We start from the raw sequence: 24,754 nt of genomic DNA, 5'->3' as shown, positions 1-24,754 counted from the left end.
AAGAGCACCCGTTGCACATCCTGAAAGCTGATCCTAGCTTAGGCCACGGAGGAGACCAAACCATGAGCGATGAATCACGGCTAACGTTTAAGGAAATGTGCGCTAAGTTCGATGTAACTCCGCGCACCCTGCGCTATTACGAATACATTGAACTGCTTTCACCCGACCGTGAGGGCCGAACGCGATTCTATGGCCCGCGCGAACGTGCCCGCATGGAATTGATTCTTCGCGGCCGCAGTTTTGGCTTTGCTTTGGAAGTCATCCGCCAGTGGCTTTTGATCTATGAAAATGAAGGCACCGAAGCGCAAATGCACGCATGGGTTGAAATGGCCAATGACCAGCTCGAAGAGCTGGCGGCCAAACGCGCGCAACTAGAGGAAGCTTTTTCCGAGCTAACCCGCCTGCGGGATGCCACACAAAAAGCTTTAGAAGAACTCGTCTAACCCTCCTTTCCGCGATCCCTCCATGGTCGGCGGCTTAACACCCAACAACACAACCAACGCGCAATAAACCGCGCGCCCACTATCCCTGTGGTTGTGCGCCAATAAACCACCCCCTACAATTTGCGCCGCATGTAATGCCTCTCCCGCTTCCTATGGCGAAAGAGGCCCCCTAAAAATTTAACCAATTCAGTCGCCTGAAAGAAGTTTACGTAAAGTCATCCAACGTAACCCTAAAAATTGACGTTACGTACCACTACGTAACCTACTACAAACCCGATAACCTTTTGTAACTGGCGGCCCAATATCAGCCGCTTACCAAGTGAGAGTATGATGAGTACCGAGACCTTAACCATTCGTGAAATGTGTGACGCCTACGACGTGACACCACGAACATTACGTTTTTACGAGGCAAAGGAACTGCTGTTTCCACAACGCCAAGGCCAGAAACGTCTGTTTACGAAACGTGACCGCGCCCGTTTGAAACTTATCTTACGCGGCAAGCGCTTTGGCTTCTCACTCGAAGAAATCCGGCAATTGCTGGACCTTTACTACAAAGGCGACGGGCAACTCAGCCAATTAGAGCAAAGCTATGATTTGGCCTGCAAACGTCTGGAAGACCTAGAAAAACAACGCGCCGAAATCGATGGCGCGATCATCGATCTAAAAGACCAGCTAAAGTGGGGCGAGAAAATGATCTCATCATTACGCTCACCTCGAAAAGCCGGTTAACCGCAAAATTCACGACACGACTTAGGGAGAGACCACATGCCAACTTACACCGCCCCAACGAAAGATATGCAATTCGTCCTGCACGACGTTCTAAAGGTGAGCCAATCCGAAATTCCCGGCTATGCCGATCTGGAGCCGGATTTCACCAACGCGATCATCGAAGAAGCGAGCAAACTGACATCCGAGGTCCTCGCCCCTTTGAACGTTGTTGGCGATCAGGAAGGCTGCCGTTTGGAAAACGGTGTGGTCTACACCCCGACAGGTTTCAAAGAAGCCTTTGAGAAAGTCAAAGAAGGCGGCTGGACCGGTCTGGACATGCCCGAACAATACGGCGGGCAGAACATGCCTTATGTTCTTGGCACAGCTGTGGGCGAGATGTTTTCGGCCTCCAACCAAGCCTTCACAATGTATCAGGGCCTAACCCACGGCGCGGCATCCGCCATCCTTGCCCACGGCACGGATGAGCAGAAAGACAAATACCTGCCAAACATGGTCAGCTGTGAGTGGACAGGCACCATGAACCTGACCGAGCCCCACTGCGGCACCGATTTGGGCCTGATGCGCACCAAAGCGGCGCCACAGGCGGACGGTTCTTACAAAATCTCTGGCCAGAAAATCTTCATCTCTGCGGGTGAACATGACTTGGCCGAAAACATCATCCATCTGGTACTGGCCAAAATCGAAGGCGGCCCTGAAGGTATCAAAGGCGTCTCCCTCTTCATCGTGCCAAAGTTCAACGTGAACGACGACGGCACCCTTGGTGCCCGCAACGGCGCGACCGTTGGCTCCATCGAAGAGAAAATGGGCATCCACGGCAACTCGACCTGCGTTATGAACTATGACGAAGCCACAGGCTACCTGCTGGGCGACGAGCACAAAGGCATGCGCGCCATGTTCACCATGATGAACGAAGCGCGCATCGGCGTAGGCATGCAAGGCCTGTCGGCTGCTGATGCGGCTTATCAAAACGCTGTCATCTACGCCAAAGATCGCCTGCAAGGCCGCGCAGTTACTGGCGTTGAAGCCCCAGACAAACCAGCCGACCCGCTGATCGTACACCCCGACATCCGCCGCTCGCTTATGGAGCAGAAGTCGTTCATTGAGGCGGCCCGTGCCTTTATCCTGTGGGGGTCCACCAAAATCGACGCGGCGCACCGCGCCAATGACAAAGATGCGGACGGCCTGATTTCGCTGCTGACCCCTGTAATCAAAGGCTTCCTGACCGACGTCGGTTACGACATGACCGTCAAGGCCCAGCAGGTCTATGGCGGGCACGGCTATATCGAAGAATGGGGCATGTCCCAATTCACCCGCGATGCCCGTATTGCGATGATCTATGAAGGTGCAAACGGCGTTCAGGCGCTGGACCTTGTGGGTCGCAAGCTGGCGCAGGATGGCGGCAAACACGTGATGGCCTTCTTTGATTTGGTTAAATCCTTCTGCAAAGACAACGCCGGTCAGGACGAAGCCTTTGACAAGGATTTCCTTGATCCACTGAAAGCCGCGTCAAAAGACCTTCAGGCTGCGGGCATGTATTTCATGCAGAACGGCATGAAGAACCCCAACCACGCGCTGGCTGGCTCGAACGACTTTATGCACATGTTCGGTCACGTCTGCCTTGGCCTGATGTGGGCGATGATGGGCAAAGCCTCTGTTGACGCGCTGGCAAATGGAACATCCGACGCCACGTTCCATGAGACAAAGCTGACCACTGGCCGTTACTATATGGCTCGCCAGCTGCCTGCGACAGCGTTCCACCTGACACGCATCCAAACGGGTGCTGATCCGGTGATGACTTTGGACGCGGCAAACTTCTAAACTGGTGTGGCGGGGAATCCCCCCGCCAGCCATTGCCGGAGTATTTATGCCTAAACGATTTCGCCTAACCCGCCGTTTCCCTGTTGCCATGACAGAGGACGGGTATCGACGCCTCAAAAAATTCAGCGCAGAGGCGGGTTTGGACGAAGGGGAGGCCCTGTCCTTTCTCTTTGAGAACTTTTCCTCTGTGATGAACGAGGAAAACCTGACTGCACGATTGCGGCTGTTCAACTCCGATCTGGAGAACCGCAAAAAATAACGACGACACAGGCGCGATAACGCGCCGCCCGATCCAAAGCTGCGAAGACAGCAGGATCACACCAGAGGAGACGCTAAGATGTTCAAGAAAATAGCGATGGCAGCCGCCCTTTTTGTAGCGGCCTGCGCTGCCCCCTATGATCTGCCCGCTGATGACCGCGCTGCGATTTCCACGCGCATTACCAATTTTGAACGCGCCTTTAGCAAAGGTGACACCAACGGCATCATTGGCGTTGTCCCGCCCCGCATGATCCAATCAATCGCAGCCAAGGGCGGCATCAGCGAAACAGTATTGCGCCGTGAAATGGCCAAGTCGGCGCGCCGAGCCACCCAAAAGGTAAAAGTACTTTCGTTCGGGATGGCCTTGGATCAGGCGACCTTCCTGACAACTCCCTCCGGCCGCCCCTATGGGCTGATCCCGACCCAAACCCGTATCCAAGCGCCCAGTGGCCTTACGGTACAATCAAACAACAGCACCCTGACAGTAGAGGACGGCGGCGAGTGGTACCTAATCCGCGTGGATGACGCCGGACAGATCGAATTGCTCCGCGAAGTCTACCCTGATTTTCAGGGCGTTTCCTTCCCCAAAGGCACGTCGAAAGTGATCCAGTAACACCATGAATAAATTTGCCCCTACATCATCTGCATGGATGACCGACGAACACCAGATGCTTGCCGAGATGACGGCGAACTTTATCAATACCGAATGGGCACCCCGTTTCGAGAAATGGCGCAAGCAATCGCAGATGGATCGCAGCACATGGAACGAAGCGGCCGAACTGGGCCTGCTTTGCCCCTCAATCCCCGAGGAATACGGCGGTGCGGGCGGTGATTTTGGGCATGAGGCCGCGATCCTGATCGAAGCCGCGCGCGCCAATCTGGCCAGCTGGGGCACAGGCATCCACTCGGGTATCGTGGCGCATTATGTACTGGCCTATGGCACCGAAGAACAGAAACAGCGCTGGTTGCCCAAGATGATCTCGGGCGAGATGGTCGGCGCACTGGCGATGACCGAACCCTCCACCGGATCAGATGTGCAGAACATCAAAACCAAAGCGATCAAAGAGGGCAACGCCTATCGCCTGTCCGGTCAAAAGACATTCATCACCAACGGCCAACACGCCGAATTGATCATCGTCGCGGCCAAAACCGATCCCTCGCTTGGCTCCAAAGGCGTCAGCCTTGTTGTTGTCGAAACCGAAGGCGCCGCTGGCTTTCAGCGGGGTCGCAACCTTGAGAAAATCGGCAAACACGCCTCGGATACCTCCGAGCTGTTCTTTGACAATGTCGAAATCCCGCCAGAAAACATTCTGGGCGGCGAGGAAGGCAAAGGCTTTTACCAGATGATGCAGCAGCTACCGCAGGAACGCCTGATCATCGCCTGTGAAGCCGTTGGTGCCATGGAAGGCGCGGTTGAGCGCACGATCCAATATTGCCAAGAACGCGAAGCCTTTGGCGGCCCCCTCACCCAGTTTCAAAACACCCGTTTCAAACTGGCGGAATGTAAAACCAAAACCACTGTTGCGCGGGCCTTCCTTGATCAATGTATCGCTGAACACCTGCGCGGCGAGCTGACCGTGGACCGCGCTGCCATGGCGAAATACTGGCTCACCGATACGCAGGGCGAAGTGCTGGACGAATGCCTGCAACTGCACGGCGGCTATGGCTTTATGCAGGAATACGCCATCGGTGAAATGTGGAGCGATGCCCGCGTTCAACGCATCTACGGCGGTACAAACGAAATCATGAAAGAACTGATTGCCCGCAATCTGTGACCCCCTATTCGCGGACATCTTCCCGCTGTTAAAAACAGGAACCTGACCATGACGATAAAACTTCACTGCTTTGGCGAAAGCGGCAACGCCTATAAAGCCGCCCTTGCGCTGGAACTATCCGGCCTTGCGTGGGAGCCCGTGAAAGTCGACTTTTTCGGCGGCGAAACCCGCTCGCCCGAGTATCGGGCCGATGTGAACAATCTGGGCGAAGCCCCTGTGATGATCGACGGTGATGTAAAGCTGTCTCAATCCGGCGTCATTCAGGATTATGTCTCCGAAAAATCGGGAAAATTCGGCGGCAAAGACAGCGCCGAGCGGCGCGAAATCCTGCGCTGGGTCTTGTGGGACAATCACAAGCTCAGCTCGATGGCTGGCATGACGCGTTTTCTGATGAACTTCCTGCCCGAAGAGAAGCAACCCAAAGAGGTCATCGCCTTTAACCAAGGTCGCCTTGGGGCTGCCTATGAATTGCTGAACAACCAGCTTGAGCGGCGAGATTGGATCGTTGGCGACAGCATCACCAATGCCGACCTTAGCTGCTGTGGCTACCTCTACTACCCCGAGCCATTCGGCTTTGATCGCAGCGCATTCCCCAACATCGACGCATGGCTAACCCGCATCTCGGAAACAGAGGGCTGGAAACACCCCTATGACCTCATGCCCGGATCACCCGCTGACCGCGCCTGATCCATACCTGAAACAACCGCCCGTCTTTCGGGCCCCGACATAGACTAAAGGAACCCAACATGACCGAAGCATATATCTATGACGCCCTGCGCACCCCGCGCGGCAAAGGCCGCAAAGACGGCTCCCTGCACGAGCTAACCTCCCTGCGCCTTTCCGCGCTGACGTTGAACGCTGTGAAAGAACGCAACAACCTCGAGGGTCACGCGGTAGAGGACGTGATCTGGGGCAACGTGACCCAAGTCATGGAACAAGGCGGCTGCCTTGCGCGCTCTGCCGTGCTGGCCTCTGATCTGGATGAACGCATTCCTGGCCTTGCCATCAACCGTTTCTGCGCCTCTGGCATGGAAGCTGTGAACCTTGCCGCGAACCAAGTTCGCGGTGGCGCTGGCATGGCCTATATTGCTGGCGGCGTTGAAATGATGGGCCGCGTTGCCATGGGCTCGGACGGGGCGGCGATTGCGGCGGATCCTTCCATCGCTATGGACCAGTATTTTGTGCCACAAGGCATCTCGGCTGACATCATCGCAACCGAATACGGCTTTACCCGTGATGAAGCAGACCAACTGGCGATTGCCTCGCAACAGCGCGCCAAAAAGGCGTGGGACGAGGGCCGCTTTGACAAATCCGTCATCACGATCCGCGACCAAAACGGTCTCGAAATCCTCAGCCATGACGAATACATGCGCCCCCAGACCGACATGCAATCGCTCGGTTCACTGAACCCTGCGTTTGAGCAAATGGGCAAAACCATGCCCGGCTTTGATAATGTCGCCCTGCTGAAATACCCCCACCTCGAAAAAATCGAACACATCCACCACGCGGGTAACTCATCGGGTATCGTAGACGGTGCTGCGGCTGTTTTGATCGGCAACAAAGAGTTCGGCGAGAAATACGGCCTGAAACCACGTGCCCGCATCCGCGCCACAGCGAAAATCGGCACCGATCCAACGATCATGCTGACTGGCCCCGTGCCTGTGACCGAGAAAATCCTTGCCGACAATGGCATGGACATCAAAGACATCGACCTGTTTGAGGTGAACGAAGCCTTCGCCTCGGTGGTGATGCGCTTTATGCAGGCCTTTGATGTGGACCACGACAAGGTGAACGTAAACGGCGGTTCCATCGCGATGGGCCACCCATTGGGCGCAACCGGCGCGATGATCATCGGCACCCTTCTGGACGAGCTGGAGCGCGCGGACAAAGAGGTTGGCCTTGCCACCCTTTGCATCGCATCCGGCATGGGCGCAGCAACAATCATCGAGCGCGTGTAAGACATGATGGGGGAGGACCTCAGGCCAGCAAAAGAAATCTCGGAGATGATCCTCGAGATAACTGGCAAAGCCCTGCTCGCAGGTGACTTTGACAGTTTTGCTGCCCGCTTCCACCTCCCTCATTTCATCAGCTCGATCGAAAGCAACACAGTACTGGAAACCCATGATGAACTGCTCCATGTCTTTAAAAAGGTAACGCAGGACTATGCGATTAAAGGGATCACAAATTTGGTGCGCATCTGCGATGTCGCTGAATACCGCTCCCCCACCCGCATCGAGGCCACACATATCGCGCATATGATGGCGGGCGATGATCGCATAGGGCATGCCATCCCGTGCTTTTCGGTCCTCGAAAAGATCGAAGGGGTTTGGAAGGTTAGCAGCAGCCAATACGCCGTAGATGCAAAAACAACAGTCGGGCACGCATTGGAAACCATGCGTGAGCCCACACAGCAACAACAGTAAAAGATCAGGAATCATTATGACCGATTTTACAATGAACATTGATGCCGACGGCATCGCCACCATCACTTGGGACGTGGCAGATAAATCCATGAACGTCATGTCTGTGGAGGGTCTGGAGGAACTGGACACGCTCACAGATCAGGCCCTTGGCGATGACGCCGTCAAAGGCATCATCATCACCTCGGGCAAAGCTGGCTCGTTTGCGGGCGGCATGGACCTGAACCTGCTGGCCAAGATGAAAGCAGACGCAGGCGACGACCCTGCAAAGGGCTTGTTTGAAGGCACAATGCGCATGCACGCTTTGCTGCGCAAAATCGAACGCGCAGGCATGGACCCGAAAACCAACAAAGGCGGCAAACCTGTCGCAGCGGTTCTACCCGGCACAGCGGCTGGCATCGGCCTAGAGCTGCCTTTGGCCACCCACCGTATTTTTGTAGCCAACAACCCAAAGGCGCGCATCGGCCTGCCCGAAATTCAGGTTGGCATCTTCCCTGGCGCTGGCGGCACAACCCGCCTTGTGCGCATGCTGGGCGCTATGGCTGCCTCTCCGCTGCTGCTCGAAGGTAAAATGCTGTCTCCGGATGCCGCGAAAAAGGCGGGTATCATCAACGAAGTCTCCGACGATCCAATGGCGGCGGCGCGCGAATGGGTGCTCTCTGCCAAAGACGCAGACATCCTGAAACCATGGGATGCCAAAGGCTATAAAATGCCGGGCGGTGCGCCATATCACCCTGCTGGCTTTATGACATTTGTTGGTGCCAACGCGATGGTGAACGGCAAAACAAAAGGCGTCTACCCCGCGGCCAAGGCGCTGCTCTCGGCCGTTTACGAAGGCGCCTTGGTGCCCTTTGACACGGCCCTGAAAATCGAGGCACGTTGGTTCACCTCCGTTCTGATGAACCCATCGTCTTCTGCGATGATCCGCTCTTTGTTCCTGAACAAAGAAGCACTGGAAAAAGGCGCTGTGCGCCCCGAAGGTGTCGCCGATCAGCGCGTCAAAAAGCTGGGCGTTTTGGGTGCTGGCATGATGGGGGCTGGCATTGCGCTGGTTTCCGCACAGGCGGGCATCGAAGTTGTCCTGATCGACCGCGACCAAGCTGCCGCCGACAAAGGCAAAGCCTATTCCGAGGCCTTCATGGACAAAGGCATCGCCCGCAAAAAAGCGACACCGGAAAAGAAAGAGGCGTTGCTGTCCCTCATCACTGCCACCCCTGATCTGGACGCGCTCAAAGGTTGCGATCTGATCATCGAAGCCGTGTTCGAGGACACAACCGTAAAGGCCGAGATGACCAAGAAGGTCGAAGCCGTAATCCCCGAGGATTGCATCTTTGCCTCCAACACCTCGACCCTGCCGATCACCGAACTGGCCAAAGCCTCTTCGCGTGATGAGCAATTCATCGGCATCCACTTCTTTAGCCCCGTTGAACGGATGGCGCTGGTTGAGATCATCAAAGGCGCCAACACAGGTGACCGCGCAGTGGCAAAGGCGCTCGATTATGTGCGCCAAATCCGCAAAACACCGATCGTGGTCAACGATGCGCGCTTCTTCTATGCGAACCGCTGCATCATCCCATACGGCAATGAAGCAAACCGCATGATCACCGAAGGTATCGCCCCTTGGTACATCGACCAAGCCGCGCAAATGCTTGGCTTCCCTGTTGGTCCTGTTCAGCTGGGTGATGAAACCTCTGTCGATCTGGCGACCAAAATCATGCGCGCCACCAAGGCCGCGTTGGGCAACGCATATCCCGCGTCTGAGGCCGACGATCTGATCGTCTGGCTCGAAGAGCAAGGCCGCTTGGGCCGCAAATCCAAAGCGGGTTATTTCGACTATGACGAAAAAGGCAAACGTTTGGGATACTGGAAAGGCATGCAGGACAAATACCCGCTGGCCGAAGTCCAGCCCGAGCTGCAAGACGTGCAGGACCGTTTGATGTTTGTTCAGGTTCTCGAAGCGGTGCGTGCGCTGGAAGAAGGCGTTCTGATGGACATCCGCGAAGGCGATGTTGGCGCGATCCTTGGCTGGGGCTTTGCGCCTTGGTCTGGTGGCCCTCTGTCATGGCTCGACATGATCGGCACACCATACGCTGCCGAACGTTGCGACCAGCTAGAGGCACAATTTGGCGAGCGTTTCAAATGCCCTGACCTGCTGCGCGAAATGGCGCAGAAGAACCAAACCTTCTATGGCCGCTTTGGCGGACAGGCCTCAAACGCCGCCTAAGGCGCTTGCACATAAACAAATCAAGGGGCGCAATTTTGCGCCCCTTTTTTATGACCGCGTTGGGTGTGGGCTGAGCAATAGCAATACGCCGAACAGAAACATCGTGGCCCCAGAAACCCTTTGAAGGACTGTCAGCCGATCCGCAGCAAAAGAAGAGGCCAGTTTTCCGAAAGTGGCATAGGCACAGATTGCAATGGCTTCCATCAGCAGAAACGCAGCCCCCAGCAAGACATAGCTTTGCCAGTAGGCTTCAACAGCCACGAATTGAGGAAAGAAAGCTGCAAAAATCAGGATCGCCTTTGGATTGCTAACAGCAACAAGCGCCTCGGATTTGATTGCCCGTCTCAGCGGCACAGGTGAAGACTGAAAGCCCCCCGCTTCCACCGTCTTTGCGCTGCGCCAAATCGAAATTCCCAGCCAGATAAGATAGGCCGCGCCAATAAATTTCACGAGGCTAAACACAAAAGCCGAGGTCGTTAGAATAACACCCAAGCCCAAGGCGCTAAGCGCAATCATAGGTATGAAAACAAGAAGCCGGCCAAGGGCCGCTGTTTGGGCAAAACCCACACCTGATTTCGCCCCATGCGTCATAGCCAACAAATTGTTTGGACCAAATGCGAGGTTTAGCGCAAAGCAGGCAGGGATAAAGATGAGCCAGTCGATCATGGTAATATCCAGATTATGTTCGTCGATGATAGGTTGTCGTACAGATATTTGCTGCGAAGCCATCGAAAGGCAAGATGGCCCTGAACCAGCCGCTCAGCAAACCACCCGCAAACCCTAAAGGGCAGATAACACCCTGAAAACAAAAAAGGAGCCGCCAAAGCGGCCCCTTAAACCACGGGGAATGGTTTTGAATTCTTGGCGGTATTTAGTGGGCGGCCTGCTGGTAAAACCCTGTGCCGTCCATCATCACCTGATCATCAAGGCACATCATATAAGCCAACTCTTCGGCATTTTCGCCTGTCAGAACGGTATAGGTCTGCTGACCTGCATCCAAAAACTTGTCCAAAGTAGACAGATCGCTTGGGCAGTGGATCAACGCGCCACCTTCGGCATAGATTACTTCGTCAGATGCAAAATAAACGGCGATCAGCTCAACACGCTGCATCGGCTGGCGGCGGGAAATACCGCGGTAACCAACTAGGTTATGGGCAGTCAGGATCGCAAAAGGATCGCCGTGCAAATCTTGGGCTGCATCGCTTTCAACCATTACGCCCTGTTCAGGAAGCAAAACCAGTTCTTCGCGGTTGCCCAGCGCGCCAACAGGCACAACAACCGGCCACATCGCATCAGCGGTTTCAGGGGCGTCCAACCACATATGAGCGCGGCGAATTTCCGTGATTTCCTGCATGCCGTGATCAAAGGTCAAAACCTTGTCACCAACAGCCAGTGCATCAATCGCACGCCAGCCAAGGTTGCTTGCCACCCGTGTGCCCGCCATCAGGCCGTGGCTTAGCGTGGCGATGCCACCGTCATAGGCGCCTGTCATCTCTACAGTGCGGTGCGCCGGCTTTGTCGTTTTGAAACCAAATCCAAACATCGTTTCCATTCCCCTAAGTCTGCGACCGAATTTTTTCGTGCCGCGTTTTGTTGATGAGAACAATTTCACTGTTTCAAAGGGCGGAGGCTGGACATGATTGAGACCGATTTGAGGCATTACCATCTGTTCCGAAGACAATTCCTGCAAACCCCTTAAGATTTAGTTGAAATCGTAAACAAAATTCGCCGTTAGGCTGCGAAGAATCCGACAAAACGCCAAATTTCACGACCAATGGGGGAATCAGCATGATTCTTTTAAGAATTAGTAAACATAACCAAATCGGGCGATATCTTCGGCACAGCTGATCGCGACCTGCTCTCGGCTTCGATCCGTATAATGTGAACGGTAATCGCGTGCCCGCGTGCTGGCGTTCACATGGGGTACCTGCAACGTGAAACCCAAATGCGCCTGCAAAGGTTGGATGTCTTTGGCCAGATGCTCCAGACGAATATAAAGATCGGCTCGGTCACGCCCCTGCCTGTCGCGCATATAGGATACGGCGGGCGACTGGGCAAAGCTCTCGGCGATTTCGGGGCGCATGACAAAGGATTCAAAATCCAGTTCCTTGGCCAAAGTCACCGCATCATTGTCAAAGCTCTGCGCGCGCAGCCAATGATAATAACTCACCATGCGATCCCACGGGTTTCGAACCAGCGTAAAGATGAACAAGCCTGCCAGCTCGTCATCCGCAACAACACCGCCTAAATCCGCTAGCGTCGAATGTTTCCACAACCGACCAGCCGCCTGCACCCCGTCCAGCCTTTTGCGCCTCTTGCTAGCCTTTGGCGTGTCGCCCAACATTATATCGTCTTTCATCGCGCGCGCCTCTAGGGCCAAAGCCATCGAGGTCCCCCCCGTCTTTGGGGCATGGATGAATAGATATTTGCGCCCCCGCGACAGGATCATGTTTCCTCCTCTGGAACTTTGACCGCCCGAACAGAAATGGCTTCTTCTGTGCGCAGTGAAATGACAGTGCCAGAAACGGCAATCAAACCCATACCAGCCAACGCAAGCCCTCCAACGGTCTGCCCCCATAAGAACCATGCCCAAAAACTGGCAAAAACCAAAAGAGAGTATTCAAACACGGCGACAAAACCCGCCTCGCCCAAAAGATACCCGCGAAAAATCAGCCCAATGCCAATGATAGAGCCAACCGCCTGCACCGCGATCCAGAACCACATCTCGGCCGTCAATGGCACCCAACCGCGCTGCACAAACCCGTCAAACCCTACCGGCCCGCCAGCAGGGACAATCATCAGCCCAATCGCCCCAAAGATCGCCAGCATTCCAAAGAACCCCGCAGACAGGGCAACCGCCCCCTCATCTGCGCACCACCTGCGCGTTGCCAAAGCCCCGATCGCATAGAGGAAACCCGCAAAAACGGGTAAGAACGCAACAGGGTCCAACGCCTTTGGATCAGGCTGGATCACCAACATCGCCCCAACAAAGCCAATGAGAACCGCGAAAAGGCGCACAACGCCCACGCGCTCACCCAAAAACAAAACAGACATCAACAACACAAACAGCGGCGCAGTAAACAACCCCGCCACAACCACACCAATCGGCAGCACGGACAGACACCCGAAATAAATCAGCATCGCACTTGCCGGAAACAGGCTGCGCCCCAAAACCGCAGCCCAACTGATCGGGCGAATAACGCCAACACCCACCCCAGCCACAACCACCAGCAAAGCAACCGCCATCACACCGCGCACCATATGGAACTGCCACAGGGACCCTGTTTCGGAAATATAGGGGACAAAGTTATCGGTGATCCCCAACGCAAACATGCCCGCCAAAATGGAAACAGCGGCCATACCAGGTCTGAGCGGTGTATCGTTCATTCAATTTCCCTTGCCCGATTTCAATCTTGATGATTGCAAATCCCTCCCCCCTGCATATCGTGGTTTGACGTTTGCGCAATATCGTTGTCAGGGAGGGCTACAGATGGGCTGGATGAAAGATGAAACAGGGTTGGACAAATGCGCCGCCAATTACACGCCCCTTAGCCCTTTGTCGCATATCAGACGCGCGGCTGATGTTTTTGCCAATCGAGCGGCTGTTGTCTACGGCACACATCGGGTCACCTATGCGCAATACTATGCGCGTTGCACCCGCCTTGCCTCGGCCTTGGCCGAAATGGGGGTCCAAAGCGGCGATGTGGTTTCAACCATTTTACCCAACATTCCAGCACAGGCCGAAGCGCATTTCGGCGTTCCCGCCTGTGGCGCGGTTCTGAACACGATCAACACCCGACTTGATGTGGATACGGTTGCCTATATCTTTGAACATGGCGGCGCTTCGGTTGTTCTGGTCGATACCCAGTTCCTAGAGCTGGCCGAGGCCGCCATTGCCCAGATGGACGGTGACGGCCCCACCCTCATCGAAGTCCCCGATGCATCCGCAGGCTTCCCCGCCTCCGGCCGCCACCCTCCATACGAAGACCTGTTGCTGAAAGGGGATGAGCGCTTTGACTGGCACCTCCCCCAAGATGAATGGGAAAGCATCTCGCTCAACTATACTTCTGGCACAACGGGGCGGCCAAAGGGTGTGGTCTGCCACCACCGTGGCGCCTATCTGATGACGATGGGTACGGTGGTCTCGTGGCGGATGGTGCTGCATCCTGTGTTTATGCAAATTGTGCCGCTGTTTCATTGCAACGGCTGGAACCACACATGGATGATGCCCCTGATCGGTGGCACGCTGGTCTGCGCACGCGACATCACGGCAAAGACGATCTTTGACGCCCTCGCAGACGAAGGTGTCACCCACTTTGGCGGCGCGCCCATCGTGTTGAACATGCTGGTGAACGCAGAGGAAACAGATCGCCGCCCCTTTGATCAATCCGTCGAAGTCTTTACCGCAGGCGCGCCCCCAGCCCCCGCCACATTGGGCAAGATCGAAGCCTTGGGCTTTAACATCACCCATGTTTATGGCCTGACCGAAACCTATGGCCACGTAACCGAATGCATCTGGCGCGAAGAAGACTGGGCCGGATTGGACAAACCCGAACGCGCCGCCAAGAAATCCCGCCAAGGGGTCGCCTTTCCGATGATGGAACATATCACCGTCATGGATGATACCATGCAAAGCGTACCCCGTGACGGCACCACGCAGGGCGAAATCATGATCCGCGGCAACTCGGTCATGAAAGGGTATCTGAAGAATCCGCAAGCCACCAAAGAGGCCTTTGAGGGCGGGTATTTCCACTCTGGCGATATCGCCGTGCAACATGATGACGGCTATATCCAGATCGCCGATCGCGCCAAAGATATCATCATCTCGGGGGGCGAAAACATCTCATCTGTCGAGGTCGAGGGCACGCTGATGGGACATGATGCGGTGATGTTGGCGGCGGTTGTCGCCAAACCCGATGACAAATGGGGCGAAGTGCCCTGCGCCTTTGTCGAACTCAAACCCGGCGCGGTTGTGGACGAGGCAACCCTCATCGCCTTTTCCCGCGAAACCCTTGCGGGGTTCAAAGCCCCCAAAATGGTTGTGTTCCAAGAGCTGCCAAAAACCTCGACCGGAAAAATCCAAAAGTTCGAGCTGCGTAAAATCGCCGAAACGCTCTGATCAGAGCGTTTTTTCGAACCGCCAGATGCGCACGGGCCGTGGCCCCTCCGAGGTTTCTACCTGCAGCTCTTCTTCGCCAACATTGCGCCACCCGTTTTTGGCGTAAAACGCGGCAGCACGGTCATTTCCTACGCTGCACGCGAGCCAAGCAAGAGAAGCAGGCACACGGGCCTCGGCCTCTTTCATCATCCGCCGCGCAAATCCACTGCCATGTTGGGCGGGGTCAACATAGAATTGATAGACTTCATTTCCTTCAATCATAAAGAAACCGGCAATCTCCCCCCCCAGAACCGCCACATAGGTCTGCTCTAGATGGGCTGCTGTACGGGTCATGAATTCGGCAGGGGCCCGCAGACGGACCAGATCAACATCCACAATAGAGGCATGCGCGCTATGCCATCCCAAATGCCAAAGCTGCGCGATGACTGGAATATCGGCCTCTTGCGCGTTTCTGATCTGCATATCACTCTTGCCAGCCATTGCCCTGCCTCTCTCAAATGCTAATGTGCATTCATAACAATACCGAGCACCAAACCCAATGACCGCGCTTACCAAATATGATCGTCTCGAGGCCACAGGCCTCTGGCGGCCCGATCCCGAAGGGCAACGGCGTGAGGTCATCGTGTCGATCGGAAACGCGACCCTGATGGTCGCTGATATGAACGATCAGGCGATCACCCATTGGTCCTTGGCCGCTGTCGAGCGTGCAAACGCAGGCCAGCTTCCCGCCATTTTCCACCCCGACGGCGATACGGGCGAAACATTGGAACTCTCCGAAAACGAAAGCGAGATGATCGAAGCCATCGAACAGCTCCAAAAAGCAATCGCTAAAAAGCGTCCCCGCCCGGGGCGTCTGCGCTGGCTTAGCGCCACGCTTTCTGTCGGGACGGTTTTGGCGGTGATGTTGTTTTGGCTTCCTGGTGCCATGCGCGACAATACCCTGCGCGTTGTCCCCCAAGTGAAACGCGAAAGCCTTGGGGTTTCGCTGATCGACAGGATGCAACGGGTGACAGGCCCCATGTGCAACGATTCCGATGGGCTGCGCGCCTTGCGCCGCCTTGGTGCGCGCTTGGAAACCCCAAAGCTGGCCGTTGTACCGGGCCTTGGTCGCCCTGCCCTCCACCTTCCTGGTGGTGTGATTGTGCTTGATCGCTCGGTCTTTGAAGATTGGGAAGAACCAGATGTGGCCGCTGGATTTATTCTATCCGAACTCGCCCTACAGGTCGAACAGGACCCCCTTGGCCAATTGCTTGACGTGGTTGGCCCTTGGGAAAACTTCCGCCTCCTCACCACTGGCGAGATTTCGGAAACGGCCCTTGATGGTTATGCCGAATATCTAATGACCGCCAAAACAAGACGCCCCGACACGGCGAACCTGCTTGCCTTGTTTGAGGCCTCGGATGTGCGCTCAACCCCCTATGCAAAAGCCTATGACATCACGGGTGAGACTGTTCTGGACCTGATCGAGGGTGACCCAATGCAAGGGCGCGAAACCGATCCGCTGCTGCCCGATAGCACTTGGCTCAGGCTTCAAGGGCTATGCGGCGGGTGATCTTTGACACTTGCGCGACAGCGATCCTGTCACCGGTTCTCTTGGCCCAGGCCATATCGCTGCGCAAACGCGCCCTGCGCCTTCCCGAGGCCGCAGGCCCGCGCAGCGGCACAATCGGAGACGGTAGCCCCCTTCACCTGCTGATCGTCGGGGATAGCTCGGCCGCTGGTGTCGGCGCGACACATCAAGACGAAGCCTTGGCAGGGCAGCTTTCAAACGCGCTGGCCGCCGACCATAGCGTGCAATGGCACCTGATCGCCAGCACCGGCGCGACGACCTCTTCAACGCTAGAGCGGCTCAGAGCCGAAACCCTGCCCACGGCTGATGTGGTTCTGATTGTTCTGGGCGTCAACGATGTGACCCGTGGCGGCCCCAAATCCACGTGGCTGCGCAAACACGCATCCCTACGCGCCCTCCTGCGCGACCAGACAGGCGCCAAACACCTCTATATTTCGGAAATTCCGCCGCTTGGCGCCTTCCCCCTTTTGCCCAACCCATTGCGCTGGTTGCTGGGGCGCAGGGCCACCCGCTTTGACGCCGCCTTACGTGCCGCCCTGCACCGTGAGACGGACGTCAGCTATGTCGGCCTTCCCGATACGTTGGACGTTACCGATATGGCGCAAGACGGCTTTCACCCCGGTCCCGCTATCTATGAGGTCTGGGCAAAAGAAATGGCCCGCCAGATACGATCCGACGGGCCATCCAAATTCGTCTAGCTTTAGCTTTTAGCGCGCAAAAGCGTTATAGCCCGCACCGCGCAAACGGCTCACTGCGCGGCTCACGCCGTTTGAACCGTTGAATGGCCCCGCAATAACCAGACGCGTTGTCTGGCCGTCACGTGTATAGTGACCAACACGGACTGGCATGCCCATGCGCTGAACCTTTTTCGCCATGCGATGTGCCGCAGCGGTATCCGCAAAGGCACCAACCTGAACAAACCCACGGCCCGCGACTTCGGCTTTCATCTGCCCACGGCGCGCTGTTGCTTTCGGAGCCGTTTTTGGCGCTGAACGGGTCGAGTAAATCGGCTGGCGTGCAACCGTGGCAACCCGCGCCTGCGTCGGCTCTGGGTGGAAGATACGGCCCGTGTTGCGGATGATCCGTTTCAGCGTCTGACCATTGCGCTGAACGATGGTCACTTGCCCCAACTGTTCATTCTGCGCGGCGTAATCCGTGTAAGGATAAACCAGCGGCACCGAGGCCGTTACATCATGCCCGTTCGCCTGATTGATCAGGCGGCGCGGCACAGTGGATGTCCAGATCAGGTTCATCTGCTTGTGACCCGCCAAAGACTGCTCGGCGCGTTTCGGGTTCAGGCGGCCGTCCTGCCATACTTTGCGATAGCCGCGCGGCACTTTGACGTTTGTCGTGTTCGTGCGGTTCACGGCAACATGGCGTGGCACAATCCGGCGATGCTGGGATACGCGATAGGGCTGCTGCGCCGTCACGGCTGCATCTGTCGCCACCGGAGCAGAGGCCACAACCGCTGCACGGCGGATGCGCACAGGTTTCGCCGCACGTGGCGCAGGCGCAGAGGAAATCCGCTCCCCTACAATCGGAGCAGCCTGCGGGCCGCAACGCACTTCGAAATCACCCCGACGCAGATATTGGCGGCTGATGCTTGACGCACCAGCACAGGCTGCGGGGGAGTTGGACGTTGCAACATTGCGCACAACGCGCGTTGGCTGTGGCGTTGGCTGCACAACCTTTTCAACAATCGGCGCTGGCTGTTTTTTCGCAACCTGACGCACAACCTTTGGCTTGGGCTTTGGCTTTGGCGCAGCCTTGGCCACACGAACGGGCTTTGGCTTGGCAACGCGGGCGGGCTTTGGCTTGGCAACCGGTTTTGGCGCAGCTGCAACAGGTGCAGCAACCGGTGCAGGATTTGTGATCTTTGGTGCAGCGGCAGCTGTCTGTACGGGCTCAGCCTCGGTCACTTCGCCTGCAAATGTAGGCTTAAATCCGCAGATCCCAGTGCGCTTGCGCGTTACACGTGGCACCCATGACACTGTGCCGTCGATACCTGCGCGAATGAACACACAGCCTTTGCTATCAACGTATTGTTTTCCCTTGAAAGATGACGGTGGAAATTCCGCTGGCTCACTGCCCGGACGGGTCTGGGCCATCAGCGCTCCGGCACCTACGGTGCTGGACAAAAGAGCCACTGCGACAAGTTTAGTAAGTTTCATTGATGCCCCCACAAAATATAGAGACCAGAATGCCAAAGCCCCGCCCCCGAGTAAAGCGGATGCGGCAACAATTGCCCTATTTTTGCCACATTATCTTTGATTCAGACGCAAAGACAGGCGGGAAAATTTGAGCGAATCGGCAAAACAGAGGTAAAGGCCCTCAATCTCTGCCGATTCCGAATCTCTATGGCTTACTTTGTGCCGAACATGCGGTCGCCCGCATCGCCTAATCCTGGCACGATATACCCCAGCTCATTCAGCTTTTCATCCACCGAAGCGGTGATGATCGGCACATCAGGATGCGCCTCTTTCATCCGCGCAATACCTTCAGGTGCGGCCAGCAGACAAAGAAAACGAATGTTCGTCGCGCCAGATTTCTTAAGCAGGTCAATCGCCGCAACCGAAGAGTTGCCTGTGGCCAGCATCGGATCAACAGCGATAACCAAACGATCCTCCATGCTCTCAGGTACTTTGAAATAGTACTGAACCGGTTGCAGGGTTTCTTCGTCGCGGTAAAGCCCCACAAAACCAACACGCGCCGAGGGGATCAGCTCCAAAACCCCATCCAACAATCCGTTGCCAGCACGCAGGATACTGATCAGCGCCAGCTTTTTACCATCCAGCGTTGGCGCATCCATGCTTTGCATGGGTGTTTCAATCTGTTTGGTGGTCATCGCCAGATTGCGCGTGACCTCATAGGCAAGCAGCTGGCTGATCTCGCGCAGCAGCTGGCGAAACACAGCCGTCGGCGTGTCGCGGTCGCGCATAATGGTCAGTTTGTGCTGCACCAGCGGGTGATCCACCACGGTGAGATGTTGATCGCTCATGTCATGCTCCTAGATTGCTTGGGCAACATCTACGCCCAGATGCCCCGCAACAAAAGCCGCAACATCAGCAAAACCGATTTCACCCAAACTTCCCACGCCCGCACCTGCAACTAAAACAGGCACTTGTTCGCGCGTGTGATCGGTGCCAACCCACGTTGGATCATTCCCGTGATCCGCCGTTAGCACCATGATATCACCGTCTTTTAGCTGGTCGATCAGCACGCCGATCTCGCGGTCAAACCACTCCAGAGCACGCGCATAGCCCGATACATCCCTGCGGTGACCATAAAGGCTGTCGAACTCGACAAAATTGGCAAAGGTCAGGCTGCCTTCTGGCGCGTCCCGCACCAGATCGCCCAAATGCCCCATCAGTTGCGCATCCGTGCCTTTGCGCACCTCGTCAAAGCCCTGCATTGAGAAGATATCGCCGATTTTCCCTACCGCAAACGTGGCGTGACCCGCATCCTGCACCCAATTGCTCAGCACAGGTTTGGGCGGCATGATCGCATAATCGCGCCGTCTTGGCGTGCGCTCAAAACCCGTCTCCGCATCGCCCACAAACGGGCGTGCGATCACGCGGCCCACCCGCATATCATGCAGCATCGGCGCGATGTCTTGGCAAAGCTTCAACAGGCGCTCCAGACCAAAGGTTTCTTCATGGGCGGCAATCTGAAAAACACTGTCAGCCGAGGTATAACAAATCGGCTTGCCCGTGCGCATATGCTCAGCACCCAGACGTTCGATAATCGCTGTGCCGGGCGCGTGGCAATTGCCCAAAATCCCGTCCGTTCCAGCGGCCGCACTCACCTGCGCGATCAAATCCGCTCCGAACGAGTCCTCGGTCTGTGTGAAATAGTGCCAGTCCCACGGGACGGGCAGCCCCGCCAATTCCCAATGCCCCGATGGGGTATCCTTGCCACGTGAAACTTCCCGCGCAGCACCCCATGTGCCTTGCAAGGGCGCACTCAATGAGGGCACATCCAGACCGCTCGCCGCTTTGATCGCAGCGCCCAGCCCCAGTGACGCCAGCGTTGGTAGCGCAAGAGGGCCCGCGCGCCCCTCTTCGGCCTTTCCAACCGCGCAAGCCTGCCCGATATGCCCCAGCGTATTCGCGCCCGTGTCAGGCACCTCACCGTTAAAGAACTCTGCCGCGTCGGGCGCGCCCCCAATGCCAACGGAATCCATCACAACCAAAAATGCGCGCGCCATCAGGTCACCTGCTCGGCGATCAAATCGGGCAGATTTGGCGCTCCGCGCCCCAAGGATATGGCCCCACGCACTGCGGCTTCGGCCTGATCCGCCTGCGCAGGGCGCGCAGCATGAACCACAGCCAAGGGCTGACCTTTTTCAACCTTCACACCCAGACGCACCACGTCCGATAGACCAACCGCAGGATCAACAGGATCACTTTCCACCATACGGCCACCGCCCAGCGCCACAACGGCAAGGCCCAGCGCCTCGGCATCAATCGCCTGCACATAGCCGCTGGTTTGCGCGGTGACTTCGCGCATCACAGTCGCCTCGGGCAGGAACCGCCGCCAGTTTTCGACAAATTGCACAGGCCCGCCAACAGCGGCAATCATCGCGCCGAAACGCTCGGCTGCGCGGCCATCCGCAATGGCTGCCACGATCTGCGCCGCACCAGCATCTGCATCCTTTGCCAACCCCGCTTGGGCCAGCAACACTCCGCCCAGCGCGCCACAAATCTCGACCATCGGGCCAGCCTCGATCCCGTGCAACACCTTCATCACCTCGGCAACTTCCAAAGCGTTGCCAAGGCTGGGCACCAAGGGCTGGCTCATATCCGTGATGATCGCGCGTGTCGGGCATCCCGCCGCATTCGCCGTACCGACCAAGGCCTGCGCCAACTCGCGCGCGGCTGCGATATCCTTCATAAACGCGCCAGAGCCGACTTTGACATCCAACACCAATCCATCCAGCCCCGCCGCCAGCTTTTTGCTAAGGATCGAGGCGGTGATCAGGTCCAGACTATCCACGGTCGAGGTCACATCCCGCACCGCATACAGCCGCTTGTCCGCAGGGGCGATATCCCCCGTTGCGCCGACAATGGCACAGCCCACCTGCCCGACAACATCGCGCAACCGCGCCTCATCCAGCATCACATTCACACCAGGAATGGCTTCCAGCTTGTCCAGCGTCCCGCCTGTATGGCCCAAACCCCGCCCCGAAATCATCGGAACATAAACACCACAAGCCGCCAAAGCCGGCGCCAGAACAAGGCTCACGCAGTCGCCAACGCCCCCTGTTGAGTGCTTGTCCAAAACAGGTTTATCCAAATCCCACTGCAACATTTGCCCCGATGCACACATCGCCCGTGTCAGCGCCACGCGCCCCGCCTGATCCAGCCCATTGCGGCACACCCCCATCGCAAAGGCGCCCGCCTGCGCATCGCTCAGCGTTTGATCCGCCAGCGCACCGGCAACCCATGTCAGCTCATCCACACTCAAAGCCTGATCGTGACGCAGCTTTGCCAAAATATCCCGAGCGCTCATTCAGCCCCCCAAGAATGACGGGTCAAATGCACCCGGCAACAGATCGGCAATGCGCATCTTTTGCTCAACGCCATCCACCGTTGCCATCGTCACCACAACATCCTGCGCGCCAAACTCGGCCAGCTTTTGGCGGCACCCGCCACAGGGGGTCACGGGCAATGGTGATCCCGCAACCACATAAGCCTCCAGAACCTCTGTTTCTCCGGCGGCAACCATAGCGGCAATCGCCCCCGCCTCGGCGCACGTCCCTTCGGGATACGCAACATTTTCCACATTACACCCACGATAGACCTCACCAGAGGCGGCCCGAACGGCGGCACCTACCTTAAACCCCGAATAGGGCGCATGGGCGTTCTCCCGAACCGCCATGGCTACTTCCCGCAAATCTGTCACGCGTCACTCCTGTTGCTTGGCCTTTCATTCTAGCTGTAGTTGCGACAAGATGCGAAGGGTTTTAACAAGTTGATTTCCCCCATCTAACAATATCATAACGTATCTTTGATAATTTGCCGCTAGCCATTCATTTAAGATAGTTTAATACTAAACTAATTGCAGCAACGAGGTCCAAACCGTGTCAGATAATGTCAACAACCGGCAAGCAGCCCTTGATTATCACGCCTTTCCAAAACCAGGAAAGCTGGAGGTTCGCGCGACCAAACCACTGGCCAACGGCCGCGACCTTTCTCGCGCCTATAGCCCCGGCGTGGCAGAAGCCTGTATCGAAATCAAAAAAGACCCCGCAACCGCCGCCCTTTATACCTCGCGGGCGAATCTGGTCGCGGTTGTCACCAATGGCACGGCGGTGCTTGGGCTTGGCAATATCGGGGCGCTGGCCTCCAAACCGGTGATGGAGGGCAAGGCCGTCCTCTTTAAGAAATTCGCCAACATTGACTGCTTTGACATCGAAGTAGACCAGCCCGACCCAGAAAAACTGGCCGATATCGTCTGCGCGCTTGAACCCTCCTTTGGGGCGATCAACCTCGAAGACATCAAAGCCCCCGATTGCTTTACGGTTGAGCGTATCTGCAACGAGCGGATGAACATCCCCGTCTTCCACGACGACCAGCACGGCACCGCCATCGTTGTCGGAGCCGCCGCCACCAACGCCCTGCACGTTGCTGGCAAAAAATTCGAAGACATCAAAATCGTCTCAACAGGGGGCGGTGCGGCAGGGATTGCGTGCCTCAACATGTTGCTGAAACTGGGTGTGAAACGCGAAAACGTTTGGCTGTGTGATGTGCATGGGCTGGTCTATGAAGGCCGCACCGAGGATATGAACCCGATCAAATCCGAATATGCCCAGAAAACCGACCTGCGCACGCTAGAAGACGTGATCCCTGACGCGGATATGTTCCTTGGCCTATCTGGCCCGAATGTATTGTCGCCCGAATTGGTCGCCAAAATGTCTTCGGCTCCGATCATCTTTGCCCTCGCCAACCCGACACCGGAAATCATGCCCGATGCCGCGCGCGCCGTTTCACCTGACGCGATCATCGCGACAGGCCGCTCGGATTTCCCGAACCAAGTGAACAACGTCCTCTGCTTTCCCTTCATCTTCCGCGGCGCGCTGGATGTTGGCGCGACCACCATCAACGATGAGATGAAGATCGCCTGCATTGAAGGCATCGCCGCGCTGGCCCGCGAAACCACCTCGGCCGAGGCCGCCGCCGCCTATCAGGGCGAACAGTTGACCTTTGGCGCCGATTACCTGATCCCCAAACCCTTTGATCCGCGCCTTGTGGGCATTGTTTCATCGGCTGTGGCAAAGGCGGCGATGGAAACCGGTGTGGCCACCCGCCCGATTGAAGATATGGAGGCCTATAAGGCCGGCCTTGATCACTCGGTCTTTAAATCCGCCCTGCTCATGCGGCCCGTCTTTCAGGCCGCCCGTTCCACCCCGCGCCGCATTGTCTTTGCCGAAGGTGAAGACGAACGCGTGCTGCGCGCAGCCCAAGCGATCCTAGAAGAAACATCAGAACGCCCGATCCTGATTGGCCGCCCAGAAGTCATTGAAAAACGGATGGAAAAGGCGGGGCTAACCCTACGCCTCGGTCAGGACTTTGATCTGGTGAACCCCGAAAATGATCCCCGCTATCGCGATTATTGGGAAACCTATCACAGCCTGCTGGCCCGCCGTGGTGTTTCACCCGATATTGCCCGCGCTATTATGCGCACCAACACCACAGCCATTGGCGCGGTCATGGTGCACCGGAACGAAGCAGACAGCCTGATTTGTGGGACCTTTGGCGAAACCCGCTGGCACCTGAACTATATCGATCAGGTCCTAGGCCGCGATGGCCACCGCGCCCATGGTTCGCTGTCGATGATGATCCTCGAAGACGGGCCCCTGTTCATCGCCGACACCCAAGTGCACAAACACCCTACCCCCGAACAGCTGGCCGAAATCGCCATCGGGGCTGCGCGCCATGTGCGCCGTTTTGGCCTGACGCCCAACGTCGCCCTGTGCTCCCAGTCGCAATTCGGCAATCAAGGCGCCAACACTGGCAGCCGCCTGCGCCGCGCGATCGAAATCCTCGATGAGGGCAACCATGATTTCACCTATGAAGGCGAAATGAACATCGACACCGCCCTAGACCCCGATCTGCGCAAACGCCTGTTCCCCGGCAACCGGATGGAAGGCCCTGCAAATGTGCTGGTCTTTGCCCATGCCGATGCGGCCTCTGGCGTGCGTAACATCCTGAAAATGAAAGGGGGCGGCCTAGAGGTTGGGCCGATCCTGATGGGCATGGGCAACCGCGCGCATGTGGTCTCGCCCTCTATCACCGCGCGCGGGCTGCTGAACATGGCCGCCATCGCAGGAACACCCGTCGCCGAATACGGCTAAAAGCAAAACAAAAAGGCCGCGACAGTTTCCTGCGCGGCCTTT

At 56.8% G+C, this 24,754-nt stretch carries 24 protein-coding genes; 14 read left to right on the top strand and 10 right to left on the bottom strand.

The window, feature by feature from the left end; genetic code table 11:
* The first annotated feature begins 62 nt into the window (after nt 1-62).
* The 10 genes from Z948_RS0111840 (at nt 63) to Z948_RS0111795 (ending at nt 9,667) form a co-directional block, all read left to right on the top strand.
* Nucleotides 63-443 carry a MerR family transcriptional regulator gene (locus Z948_RS0111840; RefSeq protein WP_025059778.1) on the top strand — a complete coding sequence of 127 codons (381 nt, stop codon included), beginning with the start codon at nt 63-65 and terminating at the stop codon, nt 441-443.
* 330 nt (nt 444-773) lie between these two features.
* Nucleotides 774-1,172 (top strand): MerR family transcriptional regulator, encoded by a 399-nt coding sequence (locus Z948_RS0111835; RefSeq protein WP_025059777.1) that lies wholly within the window; start codon nt 774-776, stop codon nt 1,170-1,172.
* 36 nt (nt 1,173-1,208) lie between these two features.
* A complete protein-coding gene (locus Z948_RS0111830; RefSeq protein WP_025059776.1) occupies nt 1,209-2,990 on the top strand; it encodes an acyl-CoA dehydrogenase C-terminal domain-containing protein in 1,782 nt (593 codons plus the stop codon).
* A gap of 46 nt (nt 2,991-3,036) precedes the next feature.
* The gene (locus tag Z948_RS0111825; protein ID WP_025059775.1) at nt 3,037-3,249 is read left to right on the top strand and encodes a hypothetical protein; all 213 of its coding nucleotides are present in this window, start codon (nt 3,037-3,039) and stop codon (nt 3,247-3,249) included.
* Between the two features lie 78 nt (nt 3,250-3,327).
* Nucleotides 3,328-3,861 carry a hypothetical protein gene (locus tag Z948_RS18475; RefSeq protein ID WP_025059774.1) on the top strand — a complete coding sequence of 178 codons (534 nt, stop codon included), beginning with the start codon at nt 3,328-3,330 and terminating at the stop codon, nt 3,859-3,861.
* Between the two features lie 4 nt (nt 3,862-3,865).
* Nucleotides 3,866-5,023 (top strand): acyl-CoA dehydrogenase family protein, encoded by a 1,158-nt coding sequence (locus Z948_RS0111815; RefSeq protein WP_025059773.1) that lies wholly within the window; start codon nt 3,866-3,868, stop codon nt 5,021-5,023.
* 48 nt (nt 5,024-5,071) lie between these two features.
* On the top strand, nt 5,072-5,710 hold the full coding sequence (locus tag Z948_RS0111810; protein WP_025059772.1) for a glutathione S-transferase family protein: 639 nt from the start codon (nt 5,072-5,074) through the stop codon (nt 5,708-5,710).
* A gap of 59 nt (nt 5,711-5,769) precedes the next feature.
* Complete coding sequence (locus Z948_RS0111805) at nt 5,770-6,981, top strand: acetyl-CoA C-acetyltransferase (RefSeq protein WP_025059771.1); 1,212 nt, start codon at nt 5,770-5,772, stop codon at nt 6,979-6,981.
* Nucleotides 6,982-7,026: 45 nt separating this feature from the next.
* Nucleotides 7,027-7,446 carry a hypothetical protein gene (locus Z948_RS0111800; protein WP_037952529.1) on the top strand — a complete coding sequence of 140 codons (420 nt, stop codon included), beginning with the start codon at nt 7,027-7,029 and terminating at the stop codon, nt 7,444-7,446.
* A gap of 16 nt (nt 7,447-7,462) precedes the next feature.
* Nucleotides 7,463-9,667: a 3-hydroxyacyl-CoA dehydrogenase NAD-binding domain-containing protein gene (locus Z948_RS0111795; protein WP_025059769.1), complete on the top strand. Its 2,205-nt coding sequence runs from the start codon at nt 7,463-7,465 to the stop codon at nt 9,665-9,667.
* 48 nt (nt 9,668-9,715) lie between these two features.
* Here Z948_RS0111795 and Z948_RS0111790 read toward each other — a convergent pair whose 3' ends face one another.
* The 4 genes from Z948_RS0111790 to Z948_RS0111775 all read right to left on the bottom strand — a co-directional run bounded on the left by Z948_RS0111790 (nt 9,716) and on the right by Z948_RS0111775 (nt 13,054).
* Nucleotides 9,716-10,333, bottom strand: a complete 618-nt coding sequence (locus Z948_RS0111790) for a LysE family translocator (protein WP_037952532.1) — start codon at nt 10,331-10,333, stop codon at nt 9,716-9,718.
* A gap of 205 nt (nt 10,334-10,538) precedes the next feature.
* Nucleotides 10,539-11,219 carry a Hint domain-containing protein gene (locus Z948_RS0111785; protein WP_025059767.1) on the bottom strand — a complete coding sequence of 227 codons (681 nt, stop codon included), beginning with the start codon at nt 11,217-11,219 and terminating at the stop codon, nt 10,539-10,541.
* Between the two features lie 252 nt (nt 11,220-11,471).
* Nucleotides 11,472-12,116, bottom strand: a complete 645-nt coding sequence (locus tag Z948_RS0111780) for a sulfotransferase family protein (RefSeq protein ID WP_025059766.1) — start codon at nt 12,114-12,116, stop codon at nt 11,472-11,474.
* Nucleotides 12,113-13,054 carry a DMT family transporter gene (locus tag Z948_RS0111775; protein ID WP_025059765.1) on the bottom strand — a complete coding sequence of 314 codons (942 nt, stop codon included), beginning with the start codon at nt 13,052-13,054 and terminating at the stop codon, nt 12,113-12,115. The genes Z948_RS0111780 and Z948_RS0111775 overlap by 4 nt, the downstream gene beginning before the upstream one ends.
* Before the next feature lie 103 nt (nt 13,055-13,157).
* On the opposite strand from Z948_RS0111775, the gene Z948_RS0111770 reads away from it, so the two are divergent.
* The gene (locus Z948_RS0111770; protein WP_025059764.1) at nt 13,158-14,786 is read left to right on the top strand and encodes an AMP-binding protein; all 1,629 of its coding nucleotides are present in this window, start codon (nt 13,158-13,160) and stop codon (nt 14,784-14,786) included.
* Here the strand turns inward: Z948_RS0111770 and Z948_RS0111765 are convergent, their stop codons facing one another.
* Nucleotides 14,787-15,248 (bottom strand): GNAT family N-acetyltransferase, encoded by a 462-nt coding sequence (locus Z948_RS0111765; RefSeq protein ID WP_025059763.1) that lies wholly within the window; start codon nt 15,246-15,248, stop codon nt 14,787-14,789.
* Nucleotides 15,249-15,324: 76 nt separating this feature from the next.
* On the opposite strand from Z948_RS0111765, the gene Z948_RS0111760 reads away from it, so the two are divergent.
* Entirely contained in the window at nt 15,325-16,338 is a 1,014-nt protein-coding gene (locus Z948_RS0111760; protein WP_025059762.1) for a hypothetical protein, read from the top strand.
* Nucleotides 16,326-17,054: an SGNH/GDSL hydrolase family protein gene (locus Z948_RS0111755; protein WP_025059761.1), complete on the top strand. Its 729-nt coding sequence runs from the start codon at nt 16,326-16,328 to the stop codon at nt 17,052-17,054. The genes Z948_RS0111760 and Z948_RS0111755 overlap by 13 nt, the downstream gene beginning before the upstream one ends.
* A gap of 9 nt (nt 17,055-17,063) precedes the next feature.
* Here Z948_RS0111755 and Z948_RS0111750 read toward each other — a convergent pair whose 3' ends face one another.
* The 5 genes from Z948_RS0111750 to Z948_RS0111730 form a co-directional block, all read right to left on the bottom strand.
* The gene (locus tag Z948_RS0111750; protein WP_025059760.1) at nt 17,064-18,527 is read right to left on the bottom strand and encodes an SPOR domain-containing protein; all 1,464 of its coding nucleotides are present in this window, start codon (nt 18,525-18,527) and stop codon (nt 17,064-17,066) included.
* Nucleotides 18,528-18,718: 191 nt separating this feature from the next.
* On the bottom strand, nt 18,719-19,354 hold the full coding sequence (gene upp, locus Z948_RS0111745) for a uracil phosphoribosyltransferase (protein ID WP_025059759.1): 636 nt from the start codon (nt 19,352-19,354) through the stop codon (nt 18,719-18,721).
* A gap of 9 nt (nt 19,355-19,363) precedes the next feature.
* Complete coding sequence (locus tag Z948_RS0111740; protein ID WP_025059758.1) at nt 19,364-20,563, bottom strand: phosphopentomutase; 1,200 nt, start codon at nt 20,561-20,563, stop codon at nt 19,364-19,366.
* Entirely contained in the window at nt 20,563-21,867 is a 1,305-nt protein-coding gene (locus Z948_RS0111735) for a thymidine phosphorylase (protein ID WP_025059757.1), read from the bottom strand. The genes Z948_RS0111740 and Z948_RS0111735 overlap by 1 nt, the downstream gene beginning before the upstream one ends.
* Nucleotides 21,868-22,260, bottom strand: coding sequence for a cytidine deaminase (locus tag Z948_RS0111730; protein WP_025059756.1), 393 nt, complete (start codon nt 22,258-22,260; stop codon nt 21,868-21,870). It abuts the gene before it with no gap.
* A 178-nt stretch (nt 22,261-22,438) separates the two neighbouring features.
* On the opposite strand from Z948_RS0111730, the gene Z948_RS0111725 reads away from it, so the two are divergent.
* Nucleotides 22,439-24,712 carry an NADP-dependent malic enzyme gene (locus Z948_RS0111725; protein ID WP_025059755.1) on the top strand — a complete coding sequence of 758 codons (2,274 nt, stop codon included), beginning with the start codon at nt 22,439-22,441 and terminating at the stop codon, nt 24,710-24,712.
* Nucleotides 24,713-24,754 lie beyond the last annotated feature (42 nt).

The organism is Sulfitobacter donghicola DSW-25 = KCTC 12864 = JCM 14565 (genome assembly GCF_000622405.1).
Taxonomy (GTDB): domain Bacteria; phylum Pseudomonadota; class Alphaproteobacteria; order Rhodobacterales; family Rhodobacteraceae; genus Sulfitobacter; species Sulfitobacter donghicola.
This window is presented reverse-complemented; position numbering and strand designations above follow the sequence as displayed.